Genomic DNA, 20,844 nt, shown 5'->3' with positions numbered 1-20,844 from the left:
GGTTACTCCTTTGTGTCTACCCTATTCTTTGCGATCTTTTCCTAAGATACGCAGGCTAATATCAAAATCGCGCATATCTGTTTCATTGAGCTCTCTCAAAACTTGGTCTAGTTCAAGGTCAAATTGTTCGATAGCTGCTTTAGCTTGTTCCAAGCGTTCTTCCGCCCGATTATAATTTTTTGGATTTGCCTTAATCTTTAAATAGCCCTCTAAAATTGTTTGGAATTTCTCCATTTTTAAACTATGGATGGCTGTCAGCTCTTCTTTGGCTCCAACATCCGATGACTCGATTTTGTCAAGAATCGCTTGATGGTCCGCAGCAATATTTGCCAAGGTCTGAGACAATTCAGGCGCCAATTCTTCGGGCTCCTTGTTTTCGATGTCTACCAGACTCTCTCTTTCTAGTCGCTCTAGCTGGACGTCTATGGTCGCCCTTACTGAGCGAACCTTTTTATCAATGCGACTATAAACAGCTTCGTCAATATAAGATTTTAAACGATTAGCCTCTTGATGAATTTCTTGAAGTTCAATCAAGACCTGGTTAGCTAGGCTTTTATAGGCTGCTGAGCCTTTCTCAGACAAGGTCTCTTCTAACTGCTGGATATCTTTATCAGCCTGACGAATCCGCGCTTTTAAAAGCTCAATCTGATCTTCCAAAGAACGATCCTTCAAAAGAGGATAACGCCAACGCTTATAGGCTAGATAAGCCCCGAAACCTATCAAACCACAAATTGCCAAAGGCAGAGCTACCTGAACCAAGAGACCCAGCAAAAACAAGCCACCCCAGAAATAAAGGCATCCTTTCAATAATACATTACCCGATTTCATAAACATTCCTTATCTTAAGTTTATAAATCTATTTTAGCACAAAAGCTGAAAATGAGGGCGGAAAAGTCAACTAAAACACGGATTTCTTTACACTATAGCTAGAAAGATTCTCAGTGAATAAAAGCACTCCTTTTGACATTGCCCAAACCCAGAAATCAACATTTTAAGACAAAGCAAAAAGCCCACTGTTGTAGGCTTTCTGTAAGATATTTCTTAAAATTAAAGCATTTTGTTGTAGAATTCAACGACAAGTGCTTCGTTGATTTCTGGGTTGATTTCGTCGCGTTCTGGCAAGCGAGTCAATGAACCTTCCAATTTCTCAGCATCGAATGATACGAATGCTGGACGTCCAAGAGTAGCTTCTACTGCTTCAAGGATTGCTGGAACTTTCAATGATTTTTCACGAACTGAGATCACTTGACCTGGAGTTACACGGTATGATGGGATATCAACGCGTTTTCCGTCCACAAGGATGTGACCGTGGTTTACGAATTGACGAGCTTGACGACGAGTAGTCGCAAGGCCAAGACGGTAAACAACGTTATCCAAACGACGTTCCAAAAGAAGCATGAAGTTGAAACCTAGGATTCCGCCTTTGATCTTAGTAGCTTGTACGAACAAGTTACGGAATTGTTTTTCACCTACACCGTAAGTGAAACGAAGTTTTTGTTTTTCAGCCAATTGCAAACCGTATTCTGACAATTTAGAACGGTTGTTTGGTCCGTGTTGTCCTGGTACGTAGTTACGACGTGCCAATTCTTTACCTGTACCTGTAAGTGAAAGGCCAAGGCGACGAGCTTGTTTCCAAGATGGTCCTGTATAACGTGACATATGTATGTCCTCCTGATATAAATAATATTTGGCGGAAATAGTCACTTAGAAAGCCCTGATTCGTGCAGATGCCCTTCGCCTAAACAGCCAAGGTTACTTGTCATAAGACACCTGTTGACGAGCTTCATGCTTTCCTGCTGCTATTTCACACAAAGGCTATTGTACCATGAAAAGCTAGATTTGTAAAGGGATTTTACGGCTTTATTTCAAATTGAGGCTGAATGTAAACTTGCTTCCTAAGCCATATTGACTTTCTGCTGTGATTTCGCCACCAAGCTGATGGGCTAGTTCGCGTGCAATCGCAAGTCCTAATCCATGCCCACCTGTCTTCATATTGCGCGAAGTTTCCACACGATAAAGTCGTTTAAAGATCTTTTCCAAATCCTCAGGAAGGATCCCCTGACCCTCGTCTTTCACACTGATTGTCAGCTCTTGTTCTGTTAATTGGGCAAGAACCTCGATTCTGGTTCCTGGTTCTGAATATTTAAAGGCATTGTTTAACAAATTAACCAAAATGCGAGAAAGTTTGTCAGAATGGCTCTTGATTTTCGCCGACTCAGGTGATACTTGAATGTAAACATCTCGCTCCTCTTGTTCAATCTGGAGTTGAAATTCACTCATTGACTCAATCAACAGCTGATCTAAAAAGACCTCTTCGACTTCTTCATCAGCAGTATCTTGAGGTTGGGTGTTAAGAGTCAGAACATCCAATTCCTCCACTAGCTTGTTTAGACGCTCGGTTTGCCGACCAATCGTGGTTAAGTAGTGGAGCCGTTCCTCTTCCTTAATCACTCCATCTAGAATTCCCTCCACAGTAACCTGAATGGAGGTAATGGGAGTTTTAATATCGTGAGAGAGCTGCGCAATCATCATTCTCTTTTCTTGCTCGCTCTCATCAAGTGATTGAAAGGTAGCCTGCAAATTGTGGGACATGTCATTAAAAGCCTGACCTAGCTCTTGAAATTCTAATGGGCCTTTGGTTTCAATTTCTGTGCTGAAATCTTTGCTGGCTATATCCTGAGCTTGTTTTTTCAAATGTTTCAGAGAAGAGAACACAGGCGACAAAAGAAAGATGCTCACTGCAGCGCCAATGAAACTAGCAATCATGGTCATTCCAACTAGAAAGTAAACTTCACTTTTCTCGATCAACATTCGTTGGACTGCCCAGAAAACGACCAAAATCGTTAGTAGAGTCGACACTAGATACCCCACTAAAATATAGTTTTTTAATTTCATTTTCTACCTCTTGGTCTTTCCATCTTATAGCCCAAACCCCAGACAGTTTTGATAGCAGGAGCATTTGAATTTGTATACTTGGTCAACTCTTGCCTCAAAGCATGGATATGAACATTGAGTGTATTGGTATCATCCACATAGTCCTCTTGCCATACCTTCTCGTAAAGTTCCGTCTTTGAAAAGACTCTCTCAGGATTGCTGGCTAATATCCATAGAAGTTCAAAGGATTTTACTGTCAATTCCAAAGGTTGATCCCCAATGCGAACCTCATGAGTCACATGGTTGATTACCAAGTCACCAAACTCGATCTGTTCTGTCTCTCCTCCACGGCTAAGGCGACGCAAGATATTATTCACTCTTAAAACCAATTCGCGTGGGCTAAAGGGTTTGACTATAAAATCATCTGCCCCCAAGCTTAAGCCATAAATTTTATCCTGTTCGCTTGTCTTAGCAGTTGTAAAGAGGAAAGGTTGATCAGGAGCGATATACTGAACTTCACTGATAAAATCATAACCGTCCATATTGGGCATCATAATATCTGTGATAATGAGGTCGATAGATTTTTTTCTGAAAAGCTCTAATCCCTCCTTACCATCATGGGCGACCAAAACATCGTAACCTGCCTGTATAAGATAGCGGTTTTGAATATCTAGAATATCTATCTCATCATCAACCAGCAAAATTGTCTTTTTCATCTGACACTCCTTCGATAAAAACAGTGTTATACTTGCTTTAGTATAACACTATTTTCTCTAATGTTTAAGTGATTTGAATCTTAATCTTCCCGTTTGGTTGTCAAACCCAAAAGTCCAACAAGACCTGCCAAGGCTAGACCAAAGATACCAAGCCCAGCTGTAGCTGTTTTAGCTTCCCCAGTATTTGGTAACATCGCTTTATCATCTTTTTTCATCATATTAGCCATTGGGCTAGAAGCTGGTTGATCTACTTTCATATCTGACATATGGTGATTTGTACCCATCATACCCTCAGTCGTACCTGTAGAGCCTGTTTCAGAAGGCTTCGTATTCATCTGACCTTGTTGAGATGGTATTGTCGCCATTTCTTTTCCACGAAGTCGAATCATTACTTGACGAGTAGCAATCAGATTGGTCAAATCAGGTTTGCCATCTTTAGATCCATAGACTTTAACAGTAGCTAGGTATGTATGTGTTCCGTTAGCTCGAAGTTGATCTAGAAGAGCTTGTCCTTCTTTGCCAACCGTATTGCCATTCAAATCCACTTCGTAGAAATATTGGCCTTTAGCCAAGCCTTCAAGTGGCAATAGGGCAGGATTTTTAGCTGTTCCGTTGTCGGACCATGGGGCTTTGTCTGAGGCTTTTAACAAGAGGCGAGTCAACATACCATCTCCACCAAAAGCTTCGTACGGAATAACTTGGTTGACACCAGCCAAGAAAGGTCCAGGAACCTTAGCCTTATCAAGGTAGCTAGCTGGAACATCAATCATGTCTTTGACATTGTTAACAACAGACTCTTTAACCTGATTTGGTGTGGTCAAACCATTCAAATTAACAGTCAAATCTTTAGTCGCTACCAGATTAGTCAAGTCAGGCTTGCCGTCTTTCGCACCGTACACCTTGATAGTAGCTTTATAGCTTTGAGTACCATTTTGTTTCAAGAGGTCAAGCAGCTCTTTATCTGATTTTCCTTGGGTGCCTGCCAAGTCTACTTCATAGAAGTAAAGACCTTTGCCCAATTTCTCTACTGGTGGGAGAGCAGGATTTTTAGCTGTTCCGTTGTCTGACCATGGAGCCTTATCGGATGCTTTCAAGATAAGACGAGTTAACATGCCGTCTCCAGCGAAGAATTCATATGGAATGACTTGATTGACACCAGCTGTAAATGGTCCTGGGAAGTTAGCCTTGTCCAAGTAAGTGGCTGGGACATCTACTGTATCTTTGGTATTGTCAGCCACACCTTTTTGGACTTCAGCTGGAGTGGTCAAGCCATTCAAATTAACAGTCAAATCTTTAGTTGCTACGAGGTTAGTTAAGTCAGGCTTGCCGTCTTTCGCACCGTACACCTTGATAGTAGCTTTATAGCTTTGAGTACCATTTTGTTTCAAGAGATCAAGCAACTCTTTGTCAGATTTGCCTTGGGTTCCGGCCAAGTCTACTTCGTAGAAGTAAAGGCCTTTGCCCAATTTCTCTACCGGTGGGAGAGCGGGATTTTTAGCTGTTCCGTTGTCTGACCATGGAGCCTTGTCGGATGCTTTCAAGATAAGACGAGTCAACATGCCGTCACCAGCGAAGAATTCGTATGGAATGACTTGGTTGACACCAGCTGTAAATGGACCTGGGAAATTGGCTTTGTCAAGGTAGCTAGCCGGAACATCTACTGTATCTTTGGTGTTGTCAGCCACGCCTTTTTGCACTTCAGCTGGGGTGGTCGCTGGTTGCGCTTCACTGGCTTCACGGTCTTGTCCAGAAACTGTAGACGCAGGACTTTCCACAGGTTTAACTGCATCTTCTGTTTGTTTCTTAGAGTCAGGTTGTGCTTGTACTTCTTCTTTTGGCGCTACTGCAGGCTCTTTAGCAGTTGCATCCTCTTTTTCTGAAGAGCTTGTAGTATCCAAGCTTGCTTTAGGTGCTGAGTCTGCTTGTTCTGAAGGAAGAGCTACATCGACTGCTTTTTTGAGAACCTCTGCTGGTAAGTCGCTTTTTTCACTCACCGAAGCAGCGTCTGGCACGACTTGGGCAGGAGTCGGATTGACGACATCAGCGCGTGCAGAACTTGGTTGACCGACTAGGACAAAGAAGCCACTAGCCACAACAACTGAAGCAACACCGACACTGAGACGGCGAATAGACCAACGAGTATATCTCTGATTTGGATTGAATTTCATAGGATTCTCCTTAGAGTTTTCTTTTTTTGATGACTCTAGTATAATCTCCTAAAATTAAAAAGGATTAAGAAAAAGTTAAAATTTTTCTTAAATCCCTCTTATAAAATACTTATATTGACTCGTTAATTATTGGAAAGAGAGTATCCCTTCCTCTTCTACTCAGTCAGCTCTGCCAAGGTATCCAAATGTTGGTTATTAATGACGGCCATGATGTAGGCATCTGCCTGCAAGAGGTCATTGGGTCCGAATTGGACATCCAGAGGAGCATTTTCGTAGGCACGAAAACCAAGTATGTTGAGGTTGTATCGCCCACGCAAATCCAACTGACTGAGGCTTTTACCTACCCATGATTGGGGGATTTTCATCTCGACAATCGATACATTCTTGTCCAGCTGAAAGACGTCTACGCTGTTATGAAAGAGGATGGTCTGTGCCAATGAGCGTCCCATTTCAAACTCTGGTGAGATGACTGCGTCTGCGCCAATTTTTTCTAGAACCTTTTTAGCTGTATGACTTTTGACCTTGGCAATAACAGTCGGCACTCCTAGACTCTTGCAGTGCATAACCGCGAGAACACTGGACTCCAGATTTTCACCCGTTGCGACAACTACGGTATCACAGGTGTCAATCCCCGCTGATAGAAGGAGTTCTTCATCCGTGATATCTCCAACTACCCCACGCGCCAGCACAGGTTCAAATTGATTAATGCGTTCCTCGTGGTCATCAATAGCAATTATATTCATGTCATGCTTGGCTAGGGCAGCCAAAACACTGCTCCCAAAAATTCCCAAGCCTAAAATTCCAATTGTCCGATCTGACATCGTTCTTCCTTTCTTATCCGATAGTGATATCTGCTTTCATATAGTGAATCGTATCTTTCTTGTCTGGCTGATATTCCGCTACACTGACCAGTAGTGTCAAGGGACCAATACGGCCGATAAACATCAACAACATAACGATGCTGAGGGCTATCTTGCCTAGATCTGGTGTTAAATTTGCCGTCACCCCAACTGTCGCAAGGGCTGAAATGGTCTCAAACATGAGGTAAATAAAACGCGGATTTCCCTCTGCTGTTATCCCTAGCAGGATCAAGCCCAGCAAGAAGGTCAGCAAGAAGATAATAAAGACACTGAAAGATTTTTGCACGGTTCGGGGTTCAATAGTCCTCCGAGCCACATTGGCATGAGGCAAGCCCAATAGTTCGCTACGGGCAAAGACCAACAAAACAAAGAAGGTCGTAATCTTGAGCCCCCCTGCTGTCCCTCCAGGTGCCCCGCCCAGAAACATCTGCAAGATGTAGATCAGCAAGGTAACTGGTCGAGCCTGAGTGTAGTCAATGGAAGCAAAACCTGCCGTTCTCATGCTGACGGTCTGAAAGAAACTAACCAGCAATTTCTCTGGAGCGCTGAGATTTCCAATCGTTCCAGGATTGTTCCACTCGATGAACAAAGTCGATACGGTTCCAAAGAGCAAAATTCCCGCCGTTAAAAAGAGAACCAGCTTGGTATGAAAGCGAAGACGGCGTTTTTTCTTCTTCCCAAACTGGGTCGCTAGGTCAAACCAGACCATAAATCCTAGACCACCCGTGATAATCAAACCTGCAATCACTAGATTGATCAAGGGGTCCGTTTGAAAGGCTACCAAACTCGTACTCCCAAAATTATCAAATCCAGCATTGCAAAAAGCTGAAACAGCCAAAAAGATAGAGGTTAAAATCCCTCGTCCCCAGCCAAATTCAGGAATAAAGCGGAAACTCAAGAGAAAGGCTCCGAGCCCTTCCACTAGAAACGTCGTCAGAAAGATTGAACGGATGAAATCCTTTAGAGACTGGGTTTCTCCATAACTGAAACTTTCTTGAATAGTCTCACGACCACGAAGACTGAGCTTTTGCTTGCCTTGGATATAAAAGATTCCGATAAAGGTCATGAGACCCAAACCGCCAATCTGGATCAAGAGCATACAGATCAACTGGCCCCAGATATTATAAGTCGAAGCCACTGGCAGAGTGAAAAGCCCTGTCACACAGACCATGGACACGGTCGTAAAGAGATGGTCAAAGTAGGTCGCTTGTGACGTTTCTGCTTGCACAAAGGGGAGACTTAAAAGGAGAGAACCCAAGAAGATTACTAGGGCAAAACTTAAAAAGATGCGACGGGCTGGCGACAAGCGTCCCAGTATCGTCTTGATTTTTTCCAAAAAAGATTTGAATAACATAACTACATTCTACCATAAAAACAGTCAGAACACTCACATGTGGTGCACAATGGCAAGACAGAGTTCGAGTGCCTTATCAAAAGCTTCTGAGCCCCAGTCACGACTGTCGTAGTTGTCCAGATCCGCTAAGGAATCTGCAGTAAAGAGCAATTCTCCCCAGACAACACCACGTAGCTGAGCCACTGCCGCAAGAGCCGAGCACTCCATTTCCACAACAGCGCAGCCTTCTTCCTTGCGATAGGCAACCTTTTCAGCCGTCTCTCGGTAAAAACCATCTGTCGTCCAGGTCATAACTTCCTCATAAGGAATGCCTCTTTGCTCCAAAACTTGCTCAATGGCAGAGACAGCCTCAATCTGCATCTCCATATAACGAGAAGGCGCTACATAATGGTAGCTGGTCCCCTCATCTCGCAGAGCGCGAACAGGGACGAGAAAGGCATTTTCCTCTATATCGGCTAGGACGCCACAGGTTCCAGTGGAAATGATTTGCTCCACACCATAGCCAATCAACCAATCCATAAACTGGGCAGCTGGGGCAGAACCCACGGGCGCCTGGGTTAGACAAATCGTCTCACCCTTGTAGTTGATGACATAGACTGGATAAGCCTTGGTGGCAGAAACGAACTCACCAACACAGTCCGCTCCTGCTTCCTGAGCGTAGCGGTCAATCTCTTCCTCCAAAAATGCATAGATGCACTTTTTTGGCAACTTTAAGTCCAATCCCTCATGTGTTGGCATAAGGACCGCCTGGGGATTGTCATCAAACTCCAAAATGGGAATCGCATGTTTCTGAATCATAGCCCACCTCCTCTAATTTTGTACTATTGTATCAAAAGCTGACGAAGTGTCAAGGAGTTGTCTTTAGCAAGCCAGAAAACTCCTCTTCCATACATTTAAGAAATCGTTGCTCTGCTGGAGAGGTCGGTTTCTGTTTTAGTAAAGTGATTGAGAACTATCACCAAAATAGCAAATTCAACAATAAAAAAGCACGAATCTGCATCAGGCAATATATACCCTTTTATATTATCTTGTGCAAGAAGCCAAACCAATAGAATCTAGCCTCCATTTTGTCTAGGCCTACTCTATTTCCACAAAGCACCCAAAATCTGTTTTTCTAATAAGTCTAGGTCCTCTTCCTTTATTTCTCCGTTGTCGCTAACGATATAAAGTTGAGCGAAGTAAGCCAACAATGGACCAACACAAATACGAACCATTTGAGGAATCGTTATCTCTGGATTTACACGTGGATCTGCTAGCAATTCCTTATGAAGCACTCGAAGTTTATCTTGAATAGCATTCCAGATAAAAATCTGTTCATTTTTTAGTTTCTTATTTGAAAAACTCTCCTGCAGAATGATTTTCATCAAAGCACGATTTTTTTTGAGATAGCTCATACGATCGTGGACGAGATAACGAACCCTCTCTTCTGTCGTTTCAAAAGCTAAGAGTTCCTCAAAAAAACTACCGAAAATGCTTGGGACTACAGGATGTAAAATAGCCGTCAGTAGATCATCCTTCGTCTTAAAATACTTAAACAAAGTTGCCTGGCTTAGTCCAGCACGCTCAGCTATGTGAAGAGTTGAGGTCCCATGGTAACTCCTGGTTGATATGAGATCCACTGCTGCCTGCATGATTTTTTTCTTTCCTTGAGGGTAATTCGCTTCTTCTAAGTAATCTTCAAACGATTCAAAAACAGTCTTATCCATCTAATCTTCACACCTTTTTAGCATTATTTATGTTGATTTCTAAACTTTACGATAACGACGCAATCCAACAATATTGAGAATTGTTAAAATGATCAAGAAAATCATTAAAACACCAAGATTTGACAAAATATCACCAAGATTGTGCCCGTAAAGAATAATCTGGCTTATTGCATCACCAGAATAGGTTAATGGCAAAAATTTCCCCACAGTTAGAGCCCATTCTCCCATGGATGACAATGGAATAATTCCTGAGAAAAAAAGTTGGGGCATAATCACGAGAGGAATAAATTGCATCATTTGGAATTCTGATTTTGCTAGAGTAGACAAGAGAATTCCAAAAGCTAGTGCTACAAGAGCCAGTACCACATTAACTATTATAACATTTAAAATACTTCCTACAACTTCTACATCTAGTAGCCAAATTGCTGCTAAAACGACAACTGCCGTTTGAAAAATCGCAATAATACCGTAAGACAACATATAGCCATAGACGATTTCAGATCGTTTCACTGGTGTTGCTAACAAACGTTCTAGTGTTCCACTGGTGCGCTCTTTCAAAAGCGCCATACCTGAAATCAAAAAGACAAAGAAGAAAACTACAAAACCTATCAAAACCGGAATCATACTGGTAAAGAAGCTTGTATTTTCATCTCCATACTGGTAAGACTCCTTGATTTCTGGTGTTTTTGCGTCCGAGTCCAATTGTGGAAGAGCTTGTTTAACACGAGATACTAACTGATCGGTGCCTTCACTGGCGATACTCGTTCGTAACACTTGTCGTATCATAGATGTTTTGGAGGCGTCTGTGTTTGCGTAGTCGACCTGGTACTCACCGTCTTTATAAGAAATCACAGCATCGACTTTTTCATTTGCTAGCGCTTCTTTGGCTTGATCTAAGCCTTGATAAGTCTCGACGTCCACATGATCGAGCTCATCCATTTTCGTTACCAAACCAGTTGGTAGATCCTGTGTTGCTAACTTGACATTCACGGTTGTACTAGCTGAAAACATGAGGTTCATCAACCACATGATAAAAACAGGTGCTATAAACATCAGGGCTAGAGTTCGTTTGTCACGAAGTAATTCTTTGATGACTTTTTTTGCAATCGCTATTGTTCTCATTTTACTCACCTTCTGCTTTTAAAAATACTTCTTCAATACTTGAAACTTGATAACTTTCTTTTAAGTGTTGCGGTGTATCAAAAGCAATGATTTTTCCGCCTAATAATAAGCCGACCTTATCCGCCAACTCTGCTTCATCCATAACATGGGTAGTAACTAATATCCCTACCCCATTGTCTCTAAGCGCGAATAATTCTTTCCAGATTTTCTTTCGAAGAGAAGGGTCAATTCCAACTGTCGGTTCGTCCAAAATCAAGAGTTGAGGATTTCCTAAAAGCGCGATAGCCAGTGACAAACGCCGTTTCATTCCTCCAGAATAACCAGATACCGCCTTGTTTAAGTAGTCTGTCAGATCTACTACTTGAGCTATATAAGCAATTTCCGCCTTTAGGTCTTTTTTAGAAAGCCCCTTTAGCTGACCAAAAAATTCCAGATTTTCTTGGCCTGACAAGGTCTCGTATAAAGCATCTGATTGGGCCATATAGCCAATATCTCCTAAAATATGGCGATTGGGCATAGTATGACCCAATACCAAAGCAACCCCTCCGTCAGCTTTTTCCATCCCTAACATGGTCTTAATCATAGTTGATTTACCAGCACCAGACGGACCAATTAAACCTATAATTTCTCCCGGCTGCAATTCAAAGCTGATATGATTCAAAACCATTTGACGACCAAAAGACTTATCTAAATCTTGTAAATGTAGTAATGTTTTCATTTACTTCCTCCTTGGTGAGTGATTGCTCACTTACTAAATATAAACCTATTATAGTGAGTGCTTACTCACTTGTCAAGAGAAAAATCTGAATTCTTTAAAAAATAAAGCACCAGACATTATTATCTGATGCTTATAATGGATAGCTATTGCTTTTAGAGCTGTTTCTAAATCTCTTCTCGATACTCCGAAATGGTCTTTCCTGTCCACTTTTTAAAGGCCTATTCTTCCTCTACTCTTCTCAGCCAATCCAACCATCGTCATTGCTATCGCAACTCTAATGACCTTGGCGATGGAAATTCATTTTACTCATTTTTATATGAAACAGACTAAGAAATTTTCAAGACCTAATTGGGAGTTGTTTTAGCTACAATCCATCTCTCAAACACAAAAACTCTCCCTTCTCTTTCGAGAAAGGAGATTCTTTTTTATCCTTGTCCGCCAGGGGCTGGACCACCACCTTGAGGGCCTCCATTTGGTCCTCCGCCTCCAGGCATAGAGTTGACGATTTCCGTTTGTTTTTCGCCGTTGAGATAGATATCTCCACCTGTGTAGGTCGCAGTTCCATCAAAGTCAAAACCTGTTTGACCAGTCATTTTAATGGTTCCGCCTGTAACTGTGATATTACCGTTCGAGTCGATTGGATCTGTGTCTCCTTGGCCGACTTCTACTGTCAGGCTCCCACCGTTCATGGTGAAGAAGATTTCACTCTGTTGGGCGTTTTTATTAGCTGCGTTGACTCCATCATCTGTCGAATAGATGCTAATGTCCCCACCGTTGATAGTGATGGACTTACCTTCAAGTCCTTCTGTCGAATTCTTGACGGTGTAGGTACCACTATCGATAACCAGGTCTCCAGAAGCGTGGATGCCATCATCTCCTGCTGTGACGGTGATGTTGTTGTTGGATAGGTACATGGTCCCGACTGAAGTATCCTCATCATTATCAACTTTGACACCATCTTCCTTGACATCGATGGTCATGGTCGTACCAGTGATGTTGAGTTCATCATTGACATTAAAGGCATCGCCAACTGCTGTGATGTTATAGGTGCCACCCGTGATGTGGAGAGTGTCATTAGCCTTGATCCCGTTGTTCTTCTTGCCATCTACATTGAGAGTTCCTTTCCCGTTGATGGTCAAATCCACCTTAGAAAAGAGAGCTGCGTCTGCTTTTTCGTCGCTGTTAGAGCTTGAGTCAGAGAGACTGTTGGTGGTTCCCTCTGCTAGAGTCAAGTAGACATGGCCAGCTGATGTCGCAGATATCGCTGCATTAGTATTGGTCATAGTCGCACCTTTTAAGACTAGGTGAACATCTGCCGACTTATCTGCCTCGACCTTGATCTGCACTCCGTCAGACTGACCTGAAATCACATAGGTTCCAGAGTTTGTGATGGTCACTGTTGATTCAGAGACTGTCACCCCATCTCCAGAGACGTTTGCAGATGAGCCAGATAACTCAATCTTAGAAGCTGTGCTTTCATCATAAGAAGTATCATAGTCCTTCTCTGTAAAATAGGATGATTGGTTTGTCTTTGTTGCAGTTGTTGTGGCACTATTTGTCGTTGCATTGGTATTGGATGTAGTTGTTGACTGGGCACATGCTGCCATCAGCACCATTGCCGTTAAACTCGTTACGAGTAGGGTCCATTTTTTTGATTTCATGCCTTTTTCCTCTCCTTCGTATGATATAGCTAGACAGTCTACAGAAGATTCCTGAAACAAAACTAAAACTTTTCTGAAAGTTTCCTTAAATTCAGTTTCAGTTAAGTTTCGCTTAATAAAACTTTTAGAAATGTCCTCTAGACTTGTTCCAAGCAAGTTTACCTTGTTTAATCTATGATTTATCTAAAGGAGAAATTGCTTATGAAACCCCTAGAAACAAGCTTTGAACGGATCGAAACCAAGTACCTGGTCTCTAAAACAGACCTACAGGATTTAATAGAAGATTTGAAAGACTACCTCGTCGAGGACGACTATCCGACTTCGACCATTTCCAATATCTACTTTGATACAGAAGATTTTCAGCTCATCCAAGAATCCTTGCAGGATCAGCATAAGAAGGAAAAAATCCGTATGCGGACCTATCTCGCGCAACCAAGCGCTGACAGCCCCGTCTTTCTAGAAATCAAGTCCAAAGATGATACCGGTGTCGGTCATAAGCACCGCGTCCTAGCTCAGTCAGATACCATCACCCAGCTCATCACTAAGGGGTGGGGAGGAAGCCTGATCAAAGATAGCTTTCTGGTAGCAGAGGTACAAAAGCTACGCCAACGCTACAGTGAGGTTCTCAAACCATGTATCTATATCTCTTATGACCGTTTTTCACTAAAAGAAAAAAAGAAAATTCAAGGATTCCCCTACCAGAAAATTCGTGTCACTCTTGACCAAAACCTGATCTATCGTGATAAACAGGTCTGCCTATTTGCTGACAAAAATGGCCTGCCTCTCTTAGAAGACGACCTGGTCATCATGGAAATCAAGGCACCTGGTGACAAACCGCAATGGCTACAGGATATCCTTGATAAATATGGGCTGGTAGAGCAAAAATTCTCAAAATACTCCTGCGCCTACCATAAATCACAAGGACTGGCCTATGCCCCACAACCCATCGGAGAAAGTGCAGGTAACGCTTATGTCTAACCTTTTTAACTCTATTTTCAACGACGCAACCGCCACTGCTGACCCACTCCAACTCCTACTCGCCCTTGTTGTCAGCCTTTTTCTAGGACTAGCACTCAGCTGGGCCTACAAGCAACGGACTCTTTACACACGGGAATTTGTCATCAGTTTGACCCTTTTACCTTGTTTGATGACGCTGGTTATCTTCCTCGTCAATGGCAGTCTCGGAACGTCGATTGCAGTAGCAGGGACCTTTAGTCTCATTCGTTTCCGTTCTGCAACGAGTGGCTCTCGTGAGCTAATCGCTATCTTTCTAGCCATGATCATCGGTCTGGCGGCAGGGACAGGCTACCTTTTCTTAGCCGTACTCTTCACGGGCTTTATCCTAGGTATTTGGCTCCTTTTGGAAAAACAACAAAGCAAGAGCAATCACCAACGTCGTAGACTCTTGACCATCACCCTTCCCAATAAAGAAGACCGCCTGGATACTATCCAGGTTGCGCTGGATCAATTTTGCACTGAGTCTGACCTTATCTCAGTAGATACTAGCAATGCTGGTGAATCCTTGCAAACCGTCTACGAAGTCGACCTCCATCCTCAAGTAGACGACTTCCAACTGACAAGTTACCTGACAAGCAAGATATCTCAGTGCGATGTTTCCTTGACCAAGAAAGCCAAAAAGAAGAAAAATCTATAAGACTAAGATAAAGATTATAAAAAGAACAGCCCAAGCTGTTCTTTTTAGTTTTCTTTTACTGGGATTTCCTTGATGACACGCGCAGGATTGCCAGCTAGAACAACATTGTCTCCGAAGGACTTGGTGATCACGGCCCCTGCTCCAGCAACGACATTATTTCCCAGTGTCACTCCAGGAAGGACAATGACGCCACCTCCAGCCCAGAAATTATCTCCAATGGTGATGGGCTTCCCGTATTCAACCCCTGAATTGCGTTCATGTGGATCCAGTGGATGGAGTGGGGTTAAAAACTGACAGTTGGGGCCAAGCATGGCGTTGTCTCCGATGCGAATCGGACAAACATCCAGCATGGTCAAGTTCCAATTAGAATAAAAATTTTCCCCTAGATGGATATTGACACCGTAGTCCACCACCAAGCGTGGATTGATATAAAGATTTTGCCCAGTTGAGCCAAACCAAGTCTTGATGATTTCGGATCCCTTCAAGGGATCTTCTTCCTTGTTAAAGGCAGCTTGTTTTTGGCGAGAAGCCTGCGCCAAGGTCCGTAATTCAGGGTCCGACGGACGGTAAGGCTCCCCTGCTATCATTTTCTGGTATTCGCTAGCCATCTTATCACCTCACACTTACTTTGGACTCATCATATCAAAAAGCCTTTGAAAGGTCAAGAATAGCCTACTTTCTAAACTCTCAAAACCAATCCCCTCCCAAGTCAAAACAACTTGCTTGACAAAAGCTTGACTTCATGGTTTAATATACCCCATAAGGGTATATGTGGAGGTGCCTATGTTTCACTTATTATTTACAAAGATTGACAGTATTTCTACCAGCGAGTTAGAAGCCAAACTCAGAGAACCAATTCAGCTACTAGATGTTCGGACGCCTATGGAATTCCGTAGAGGCCATATCAAAAATGCAAAAAATGTTCCTTTAACGGAAATCGGATCTTACACACCTGCGACAAAAGAAACACTTTATGTCATTTGTCACTCTGGTGTGCGAAGTAAACTTGCTGCGAAAAAGCTTAAGAAAAAAGGCTATGATGTCATCAATGTACGAGGCGGTATGAGCGCTTGGACAGGCAAGGTCATCTAGAAGTATCAAATGGGCTACGCAGCCTTGAACCTTATCGAGGGTCTGAGCGACAATATCCAATGGTACCAGCTCGAAGACGAACTAGCTAAAGGAAAGAAATTCCTAGACGTACGGACAAGTGCCGAATTCCAAAGTGGCCGACTCAAAGTCGACACCACCCACATTCCTCTAAACGAACTACGGGAACGCTTGGATGAACTAGACAAGAACCAAGCTTACATCGTTAGCTGCCACAGTGGTTTGCGCAGCTATATTACAGAGCGTATCCTCTAGTGGCAGGATTTACCGTCCAAAACCTTGATGGCGCTTATTCACAATATAAAATAGCTAATCCAGAAGGAGTCAAATATGGAAACGAGTATCAGCATGGCTGACTTTTATGAAAAATACCTAAATGAAAATCTAAACCTTATCGATGTACGTGAAGTGCATGAATTTCAAGCAGGACATGCACCAGGTGCCAAAAATCTTCCGTTAAGTACCTTGGAGCAAGGTTACAAAGAACTCAAACCCGACCAGGAATACCATGTCATCTGTCAAGGTGGAGTACGCTCTGCATCTGCTTGTGAATTTCTAAGCGCCCAAGGCCTCACCGTTATCAATGTAGAAGGTGGTATGAATGCTTGGCCCGGTCAAGTAGAATAATGAAAAAACCGATTAAGAAACTTAATCGGTTTTTTCATTTCTGCAACCCGCTGATATAGAGCTCGTAGCCCGTCGCTTCAATAAAACAAAGCAAATTGATAGTATCTAAAAAGAGGTTTTCTCATTGGTATTTGGGGGAACTCATCCGTTCGTCCGTCATGATTTCTTTATCGAAATAGACTTAAATACCTTTGTCTGCGTTGTTTATCAATAGCAAATTAGTTTATTTCCGTTTAATCAGGTATCGGATGGCCTTTTCTAGGCGTTTCTTTTGAGCTTCGGGATCGTCTAGTGGTTGGTTGATACAGCCTGTGAGATTTTCAGTAATGATCATCTCAATCACGCGCTCAACGCTAGATTTCACTGCTGTCAACTGCGTAACAATATCTGCGCAGTCACGATCTTCTTCAATCATCTTTTGAATCCCACGCAACTGGCCCTCTGAACGTTTCAGGCGTGTTATGTACTTTGAGTTTGTCATTGATTTATCCTTGGTCACTTTTTCTTCATTATATCTCGAATAAGGGGCTTTGTCAAAATTCACTTCCTGTCTGTATTTGTGGGAGGCAACCTTTTCTCTGTATCAGAAAGAAAAGATTGGTGAGCATGAAAATGGAAAAGAAACTCTGTCCTCCTTGAAGCTCGATGGGAAATAAAGTTTCCCATTAACCAACTGACCTTTATGCGTATATCTTGGACAAATTGGACAAAAAGGCTAGGATCACTATCCCATAGACTATAACTAGAGCCAGCCCAAATCCGATACCAAACCACTTGTAAAACTTGTCCATTCCGCTGTAACGTTCGACATAGGCCCTGGTCGGCTTGTCTGGATCATACCAGACCGTCAGCTCCGAATGAAGGGGGAAATGGGTCTGCATCAAGCGTTTGAAGGAAACAAAGGAGTTGCTGTAGCGAGTGATCGAAGGCGCTAGCATATCTTCTCTTGTATAGTCCTTTAAAAATTTAGTAGTCCCCCATGGAGTCGTGACCGTTTTGAACATAAAATACTGCAAAGTTTTCTTATAAGAAATCCCATCCACCGTGTATTCGACGATAGGTGGATACCCCTCACGAAAACGGCTATAGCCGATAACCGTTCCCTGTACGGATGACTTGGCAAGGCGGACCAACTTCTGATCCCGAAGATAGAGATAGAGAAAGGTCCCACATACAAACACAAAAGATAGGAAGATGACGATTGTCCCAACTATCAAACCAATCACTTCTTTATTCATATGAACTCCTCCTGTTATTTTATACAGTAAAGTCCCAAAACTAGCTCCTCCAGCAAGGACATCGAAGCCCTTGAGTCTACTCTTCGGATTTTTCTTTTGACTGTTTTTCTCTCAAATCTTTCACAGATTTTGATATGATATCTCTCACCTGTTCGTCAGTAAGTCCTGGAATCTGGTAATAGGGATTATTGGACTCGCTTTTTGACGGCTTTGTTCCTGAACTTTCGGTTTTAGAACTTTGTTCAGTCGAAGACGAGGATTTCGACTCTGAGGAACTGGATTCTTTGGTCTTAGAGGAACTGGACGACTCAGACTCAGAAGGCTTGGACGTTTCAGACGTTTTAGAATCAACCTTAGGTGGCTTGTTTACTTGGTTGTTCGGCTGTTTCACAGGTTTATAGAATATCCCAAAAGACAACAGCAAGGCTATCAAGATCCCAATACCAGCCAAGGTTCTTTTATTGGCTTCAGCCGAGGGAACCTTTACTCCCTTTGTACTGAGTTTTTTCCATTCTGGATGCTCTTTTTCTATAGCTTTTTTCTGCCTCCTAAGAGGACCAAGTAGAAAATGATTAAAAGGCACAATCGTTACCATAGCCACCGTTACAAGCGGGACATAATTGGAATGACTTGATACCAGTAGAACATCGAGTATAGCGAGAAGAATGAAGAGGAAACGCCCCACAAACTTACGAACTTGATGCTCTTTTTTGATTTGCAAATATCTCTCTTGTGACATTATCATTCCCTCTTTTCTATTTCTTCCCTAAATATTACTTTCCCCTGTTCATACTTTCGCACAGCTAAGAGCCAGCGGATTGGGTTGTTTTGGAATAAGAAAAGGTACAACAAGGCAGGAAAGAGACCTGCTAAAGGCGAGAAAAAGATTTGTATATCAAATGCCTCTTGCTTATTGAATGAGTCAATAGTGCCCGGAATTGCAGCAGCAAATATTACTATAGTAGTCATAAAAACTAGTAGCATGACAATCATAAAAGCCAACATTTTCGCAAACGTCGCTTTTTTCTCACTAAAATTTTCCCAGAACAAATTTGAATAAACTGCTTCTTTAAACTCTTTCTTTGTTGCTCCTTGGACTCGTTTCACTCCTTTATATAAGGCGACTTCCATCATCCATATAAATCCAAATAGGATAAAGGAAAGACAAAGAATAAAAATAGGAACCATCCCACTATTATAACGAAGGCCTGAGAAAATTGGTATTGCAACAAATCCTCCGAGTAAACCTAACAAAGAGAATATAGCAATTAAAGGAGCAATCCCCCTATTCGATCTCCTAGCCCCTTCTGTATTTAACAAGGCACTCTTATCTGCTACAAGAGCCTCTTTTGTTCGCGTATTATAGTAAACGGCCTTATCACCGCTCTGTCCAATAAAAATTATTTTTCTCATATAAAATCACCACAGTTTTCACTAATCACTATAATCAGAAACTTCAATTTTATCATAGGTTGTTGATAAAACATCGCCAACCACTGGTAATGGTAATAGCGTTTCTCTCGTGTTTCTAGTTCTTCTCTTCCCTAAATAATACTTTCCCCTGCTTGTATTTTCGTACGGCTAAGAGCCAGCGGATTGGATTGTTTTGAAATAGTAGAAGAACCACGCTAATTGGGACGATCGTTGCTCCGATTGGCACCATGAACATCGACGGTTCAAACCATTCATGTTCATAGTAGGGAATGAAGGTCCCAGGTATGGCAAAGAACACAACAATAACAAAAACAAATAGAAGAACGAGGATAACAAATAGATACAAGATGATTTTATCGACTGTTGGTTCCTTATCTGGAGACTTTTTCCAAAATTTACTACTTTCAACTGCTTCTTTAAACTGCTCTTCACTTGCTGGGACAAGCGACTTGGCCCCACTGTAGAACAGTTTTTCAAATCCATAAACACTTCCGATAAAAACGAAAAGGATTGCGGCTAGATGGATCGGAATCATCCACTCACTCAATCTAAAGGGCGCTATCAAGGAACGAATCCAAATACTGATGATAGCAACTAGCAAGAAAGCAAAGAAGAGAACCCAAGGCCACTTGGATTTCTTTGAACTGATGGCGCCTTCACTATCTGGCAAGTTGCTATATTCTGTCGCTAAAGCCTCTCTCGTCTTTGTATTGTAGTAGACGGATTGCTGGTTTCCTTGGCCTATATAAATGATTTTTCTCATCTTACATTTCTCCCTCTTTCCCTCGGCTACCGTCCTGTAATGTCTCCATCAGCTCCTTGAACAGTCGTTTGCGTGTTTTCATCCGAAATTCATAGATCATATAAACAAGCGAAAATATCCCTAACATATAAATAATCAAGAACTGAAAATCGGAGTAGCTAAAATAGCGATAGATGGAAAACACAATCATGAGGAAACAAAAAATCTCAACTAGGACAGTCCATCTAGATTTTCTCCTAAGTGTTTTGATATTAGCTTTTGTCAACCGGACTTTTTTAAATCTATCTGTCTTCATGTTGCGTCGGGTAGATTTGGCAAGGAGAATGGTCCCGAAAACTAAAAACAGAGACATCAGGATAAAGAAAATCAGATTGAAAGGGGAGGAGACATCTCCAAAGGTTTGGTTGAGCAACTTTGACAGCCGTTGCAAGGAATGGATTGCAATAGGGGCTGCAATGGCTAAATAATTCATGCCTTGTTTTACACCGTAGAATACTTGATTCTTCAGATCATAATAGATAAAATAGTCCTCCAGAGGGCCCATACTGATTAAATTTTTTACACTTGTGTCCATCTTATTTCTCGTCTCCTAAACTCAATACGGATGTTCAAACAAAGTTCTACTTTCTCTTAAAAGCATCGTGACAACGATTGCCAGCATTCTAGCCGATTTTCGGCGTTTGCCTTCCTAGAGAAAGAAAAGTTTATTAGTATTATAGCATGAACCCCCAGAAAAGGGAAAATATCCCCAGCAGATGCCTTTGCCAGAGCCAAGAAAGCTTTCGTCATTCCATAAAAAAGCGAACAAGTCCGCATTCTAAAAACAGAATGTGAACTTA

The 20,844-nt window shown here is 42.2% G+C and carries 23 protein-coding genes and 2 pseudogenes; 6 read left to right on the top strand and 19 right to left on the bottom strand.

Annotated features, from left to right (window positions below; all coding sequences use genetic code 11):
• Window positions 1-21: 21 nt before the first annotated feature.
• From DG474_RS00460 to DG474_RS00410, 11 genes are all read right to left on the bottom strand, one after another.
• Window positions 22-828 (bottom strand): hypothetical protein, encoded by an 807-nt coding sequence (locus tag DG474_RS00460; protein WP_080978818.1) that lies wholly within the window; start codon window positions 826-828, stop codon window positions 22-24.
• 219 nt (window positions 829-1,047) lie between these two features.
• A complete protein-coding gene (gene rpsD, locus DG474_RS00455; RefSeq protein ID WP_000092756.1) occupies window positions 1,048-1,659 on the bottom strand; it encodes a 30S ribosomal protein S4 in 612 nt (203 codons plus the stop codon).
• Between the two features lie 201 nt (window positions 1,660-1,860).
• Window positions 1,861-2,895 carry a sensor histidine kinase gene (locus DG474_RS00450; protein ID WP_255778277.1) on the bottom strand — a complete coding sequence of 345 codons (1,035 nt, stop codon included), beginning with the start codon at window positions 2,893-2,895 and terminating at the stop codon, window positions 1,861-1,863.
• Complete coding sequence (locus DG474_RS00445) at window positions 2,892-3,590, bottom strand: response regulator transcription factor (protein WP_049506218.1); 699 nt, start codon at window positions 3,588-3,590, stop codon at window positions 2,892-2,894. The genes DG474_RS00450 and DG474_RS00445 overlap by 4 nt, the downstream gene beginning before the upstream one ends.
• A gap of 80 nt (window positions 3,591-3,670) precedes the next feature.
• Entirely contained in the window at window positions 3,671-5,758 is a 2,088-nt protein-coding gene (locus tag DG474_RS00440) for an SSURE domain-containing protein (protein WP_255778276.1), read from the bottom strand.
• Window positions 5,759-5,913: 155 nt separating this feature from the next.
• Window positions 5,914-6,579: a potassium channel family protein gene (locus tag DG474_RS00435; protein WP_255778275.1), complete on the bottom strand. Its 666-nt coding sequence runs from the start codon at window positions 6,577-6,579 to the stop codon at window positions 5,914-5,916.
• A 13-nt stretch (window positions 6,580-6,592) separates the two neighbouring features.
• Window positions 6,593-7,972: a TrkH family potassium uptake protein gene (locus DG474_RS00430; protein WP_255778274.1), complete on the bottom strand. Its 1,380-nt coding sequence runs from the start codon at window positions 7,970-7,972 to the stop codon at window positions 6,593-6,595.
• Window positions 7,973-8,005: 33 nt separating this feature from the next.
• On the bottom strand, window positions 8,006-8,770 hold the full coding sequence (locus tag DG474_RS00425) for a nucleoside phosphorylase (RefSeq protein ID WP_000615016.1): 765 nt from the start codon (window positions 8,768-8,770) through the stop codon (window positions 8,006-8,008).
• 284 nt (window positions 8,771-9,054) lie between these two features.
• Complete coding sequence (locus DG474_RS00420) at window positions 9,055-9,678, bottom strand: TetR/AcrR family transcriptional regulator (protein WP_000361929.1); 624 nt, start codon at window positions 9,676-9,678, stop codon at window positions 9,055-9,057.
• A 39-nt stretch (window positions 9,679-9,717) separates the two neighbouring features.
• Window positions 9,718-10,800 (bottom strand): ABC transporter permease, encoded by a 1,083-nt coding sequence (locus DG474_RS00415; protein ID WP_255778273.1) that lies wholly within the window; start codon window positions 10,798-10,800, stop codon window positions 9,718-9,720.
• 1 nt (window position 10,801) lies between these two features.
• The gene (locus DG474_RS00410; protein WP_255778272.1) at window positions 10,802-11,518 is read right to left on the bottom strand and encodes an ABC transporter ATP-binding protein; all 717 of its coding nucleotides are present in this window, start codon (window positions 11,516-11,518) and stop codon (window positions 10,802-10,804) included.
• Between the two features lie 229 nt (window positions 11,519-11,747).
• On the opposite strand from DG474_RS00410, the pseudogene DG474_RS09585 reads away from it, so the two are divergent.
• Window positions 11,748-11,882: pseudogene (locus DG474_RS09585) on the top strand (low temperature requirement protein A); the annotation flags it as partial.
• A gap of 61 nt (window positions 11,883-11,943) precedes the next feature.
• Here DG474_RS09585 and DG474_RS00405 read toward each other — a convergent pair.
• Entirely contained in the window at window positions 11,944-13,179 is a 1,236-nt protein-coding gene (locus DG474_RS00405; protein ID WP_255778271.1) for a carbohydrate-binding domain-containing protein, read from the bottom strand.
• Between the two features lie 201 nt (window positions 13,180-13,380).
• Here DG474_RS00405 and DG474_RS00400 point away from each other — a divergent pair, with 201 nt between their 5' ends.
• Together DG474_RS00400 and DG474_RS00395 are read left to right on the top strand one after the other, a co-directional pair.
• The gene (locus tag DG474_RS00400; RefSeq protein WP_255778270.1) at window positions 13,381-14,157 is read left to right on the top strand and encodes a polyphosphate polymerase domain-containing protein; all 777 of its coding nucleotides are present in this window, start codon (window positions 13,381-13,383) and stop codon (window positions 14,155-14,157) included.
• Window positions 14,150-14,833 carry a DUF4956 domain-containing protein gene (locus DG474_RS00395; RefSeq protein ID WP_255778269.1) on the top strand — a complete coding sequence of 228 codons (684 nt, stop codon included), beginning with the start codon at window positions 14,150-14,152 and terminating at the stop codon, window positions 14,831-14,833. Before DG474_RS00400 ends, DG474_RS00395 begins: the two co-directional genes overlap by 8 nt.
• Before the next feature lie 44 nt (window positions 14,834-14,877).
• Here the strand turns inward: DG474_RS00395 and DG474_RS00390 are convergent, their stop codons facing one another.
• On the bottom strand, window positions 14,878-15,441 hold the full coding sequence (locus tag DG474_RS00390; RefSeq protein WP_125389015.1) for a sugar O-acetyltransferase: 564 nt from the start codon (window positions 15,439-15,441) through the stop codon (window positions 14,878-14,880).
• Window positions 15,442-15,616: 175 nt separating this feature from the next.
• Here DG474_RS00390 and DG474_RS00385 point away from each other — a divergent pair, with 175 nt between their 5' ends.
• The 3 genes and pseudogenes from DG474_RS00385 to DG474_RS00375 all read left to right on the top strand — a co-directional run bounded on the left by DG474_RS00385 (window position 15,617) and on the right by DG474_RS00375 (window position 16,570).
• A complete protein-coding gene (locus DG474_RS00385) occupies window positions 15,617-15,925 on the top strand; it encodes a rhodanese-like domain-containing protein (protein ID WP_000468871.1) in 309 nt (102 codons plus the stop codon).
• Window positions 15,926-15,934: 9 nt separating this feature from the next.
• Window positions 15,935-16,299, top strand: a pseudogene (locus DG474_RS00380) (rhodanese-like domain-containing protein); the annotation flags it as partial.
• A complete protein-coding gene (locus DG474_RS00375; protein WP_000450167.1) occupies window positions 16,274-16,570 on the top strand; it encodes a rhodanese-like domain-containing protein in 297 nt (98 codons plus the stop codon). The pseudogene DG474_RS00380 and the gene DG474_RS00375, both read left to right, overlap by 26 nt.
• Window positions 16,571-16,793: 223 nt before the next feature.
• On the opposite strand, the gene DG474_RS00370 is transcribed toward DG474_RS00375, so the two are convergent.
• The 6 genes from DG474_RS00370 to DG474_RS00345 all read right to left on the bottom strand — a co-directional run bounded on the left by DG474_RS00370 (window position 16,794) and on the right by DG474_RS00345 (window position 20,579).
• A complete protein-coding gene (locus tag DG474_RS00370; protein ID WP_227945926.1) occupies window positions 16,794-17,051 on the bottom strand; it encodes a metal-sensitive transcriptional regulator in 258 nt (85 codons plus the stop codon).
• A gap of 199 nt (window positions 17,052-17,250) precedes the next feature.
• Window positions 17,251-17,808, bottom strand: coding sequence for a DUF3592 domain-containing protein (locus DG474_RS00365; protein ID WP_125384929.1), 558 nt, complete (start codon window positions 17,806-17,808; stop codon window positions 17,251-17,253).
• Window positions 17,809-17,884: 76 nt separating this feature from the next.
• The gene (locus DG474_RS00360) at window positions 17,885-18,547 is read right to left on the bottom strand and encodes a hypothetical protein (RefSeq protein WP_255778268.1); all 663 of its coding nucleotides are present in this window, start codon (window positions 18,545-18,547) and stop codon (window positions 17,885-17,887) included.
• A gap of 2 nt (window positions 18,548-18,549) precedes the next feature.
• Window positions 18,550-19,221 carry a hypothetical protein gene (locus DG474_RS00355; RefSeq protein WP_001226100.1) on the bottom strand — a complete coding sequence of 224 codons (672 nt, stop codon included), beginning with the start codon at window positions 19,219-19,221 and terminating at the stop codon, window positions 18,550-18,552.
• Window positions 19,222-19,336: 115 nt separating this feature from the next.
• The gene (locus DG474_RS00350) at window positions 19,337-20,005 is read right to left on the bottom strand and encodes a hypothetical protein (RefSeq protein WP_049479896.1); all 669 of its coding nucleotides are present in this window, start codon (window positions 20,003-20,005) and stop codon (window positions 19,337-19,339) included.
• 1 nt (window position 20,006) lies between these two features.
• The gene (locus DG474_RS00345) at window positions 20,007-20,579 is read right to left on the bottom strand and encodes a hypothetical protein (protein WP_049479894.1); all 573 of its coding nucleotides are present in this window, start codon (window positions 20,577-20,579) and stop codon (window positions 20,007-20,009) included.
• Between the last annotated feature and the right edge of the window lie 265 nt (window positions 20,580-20,844).

The sequence above is a fragment of the Streptococcus oralis genome (assembly GCF_024399415.1).
In the GTDB taxonomy this organism is placed as follows: domain Bacteria; phylum Bacillota; class Bacilli; order Lactobacillales; family Streptococcaceae; genus Streptococcus; species Streptococcus oralis_CS.
The sequence above is the reverse complement of the archived record's forward strand: the minus strand, read 5'-3'. Positions and strand labels throughout refer to the sequence as shown.

Bases quoted from the DNA above. Each gene is read 5' to 3' on its own strand.
- DG474_RS00370 (WP_227945926.1), bottom strand. From the start codon at position 17,051: ATGACAAACTCAAAGTACATAACACGCCTGAAACGTTCAGAGGGCCAG.
- DG474_RS00450 (WP_255778277.1), bottom strand. From the start codon at position 2,895: ATGAAATTAAAAAACTATATTTTAGTGGGGTATCTAGTGTCGACTCTA.
- rpsD (WP_000092756.1), bottom strand. From the start codon at position 1,659: ATGTCACGTTATACAGGACCATCTTGGAAACAAGCTCGTCGCCTTGGC.
- DG474_RS00350 (WP_049479896.1), bottom strand. From the start codon at position 20,005: ATGAGAAAAATCATTTATATAGGCCAAGGAAACCAGCAATCCGTCTAC.
- DG474_RS00405 (WP_255778271.1), bottom strand. From the start codon at position 13,179: ATGAAATCAAAAAAATGGACCCTACTCGTAACGAGTTTAACGGCAATG.
- DG474_RS00445 (WP_049506218.1), bottom strand. From the start codon at position 3,590: ATGAAAAAGACAATTTTGCTGGTTGATGATGAGATAGATATTCTAGAT.
- DG474_RS00420 (WP_000361929.1), bottom strand. From the start codon at position 9,678: ATGGATAAGACTGTTTTTGAATCGTTTGAAGATTACTTAGAAGAAGCG.
- DG474_RS00390 (WP_125389015.1), bottom strand. From the start codon at position 15,441: ATGGCTAGCGAATACCAGAAAATGATAGCAGGGGAGCCTTACCGTCCG.
- DG474_RS00410 (WP_255778272.1), bottom strand. From the start codon at position 11,518: ATGAAAACATTACTACATTTACAAGATTTAGATAAGTCTTTTGGTCGT.
- DG474_RS00415 (WP_255778273.1), bottom strand. From the start codon at position 10,800: ATGAGAACAATAGCGATTGCAAAAAAAGTCATCAAAGAATTACTTCGT.
- DG474_RS00435 (WP_255778275.1), bottom strand. From the start codon at position 6,579: ATGTCAGATCGGACAATTGGAATTTTAGGCTTGGGAATTTTTGGGAGC.
- DG474_RS00430 (WP_255778274.1), bottom strand. From the start codon at position 7,972: ATGTTATTCAAATCTTTTTTGGAAAAAATCAAGACGATACTGGGACGC.
- DG474_RS00440 (WP_255778276.1), bottom strand. From the start codon at position 5,758: ATGAAATTCAATCCAAATCAGAGATATACTCGTTGGTCTATTCGCCGT.
- DG474_RS00345 (WP_049479894.1), bottom strand. From the start codon at position 20,579: ATGGACACAAGTGTAAAAAATTTAATCAGTATGGGCCCTCTGGAGGAC.
- DG474_RS00360 (WP_255778268.1), bottom strand. From the start codon at position 18,547: ATGTCACAAGAGAGATATTTGCAAATCAAAAAAGAGCATCAAGTTCGT.
- DG474_RS00385 (WP_000468871.1), top strand. From the start codon at position 15,617: ATGTTTCACTTATTATTTACAAAGATTGACAGTATTTCTACCAGCGAG.
- DG474_RS00375 (WP_000450167.1), top strand. From the start codon at position 16,274: ATGGAAACGAGTATCAGCATGGCTGACTTTTATGAAAAATACCTAAAT.
- DG474_RS00395 (WP_255778269.1), top strand. From the start codon at position 14,150: ATGTCTAACCTTTTTAACTCTATTTTCAACGACGCAACCGCCACTGCT.
- DG474_RS00400 (WP_255778270.1), top strand. From the start codon at position 13,381: ATGAAACCCCTAGAAACAAGCTTTGAACGGATCGAAACCAAGTACCTG.
- DG474_RS00460 (WP_080978818.1), bottom strand. From the start codon at position 828: ATGAAATCGGGTAATGTATTATTGAAAGGATGCCTTTATTTCTGGGGT.
- DG474_RS00425 (WP_000615016.1), bottom strand. From the start codon at position 8,770: ATGATTCAGAAACATGCGATTCCCATTTTGGAGTTTGATGACAATCCC.
- DG474_RS00355 (WP_001226100.1), bottom strand. From the start codon at position 19,221: ATGAGAAAAATAATTTTTATTGGACAGAGCGGTGATAAGGCCGTTTAC.
- DG474_RS00365 (WP_125384929.1), bottom strand. From the start codon at position 17,808: ATGAATAAAGAAGTGATTGGTTTGATAGTTGGGACAATCGTCATCTTC.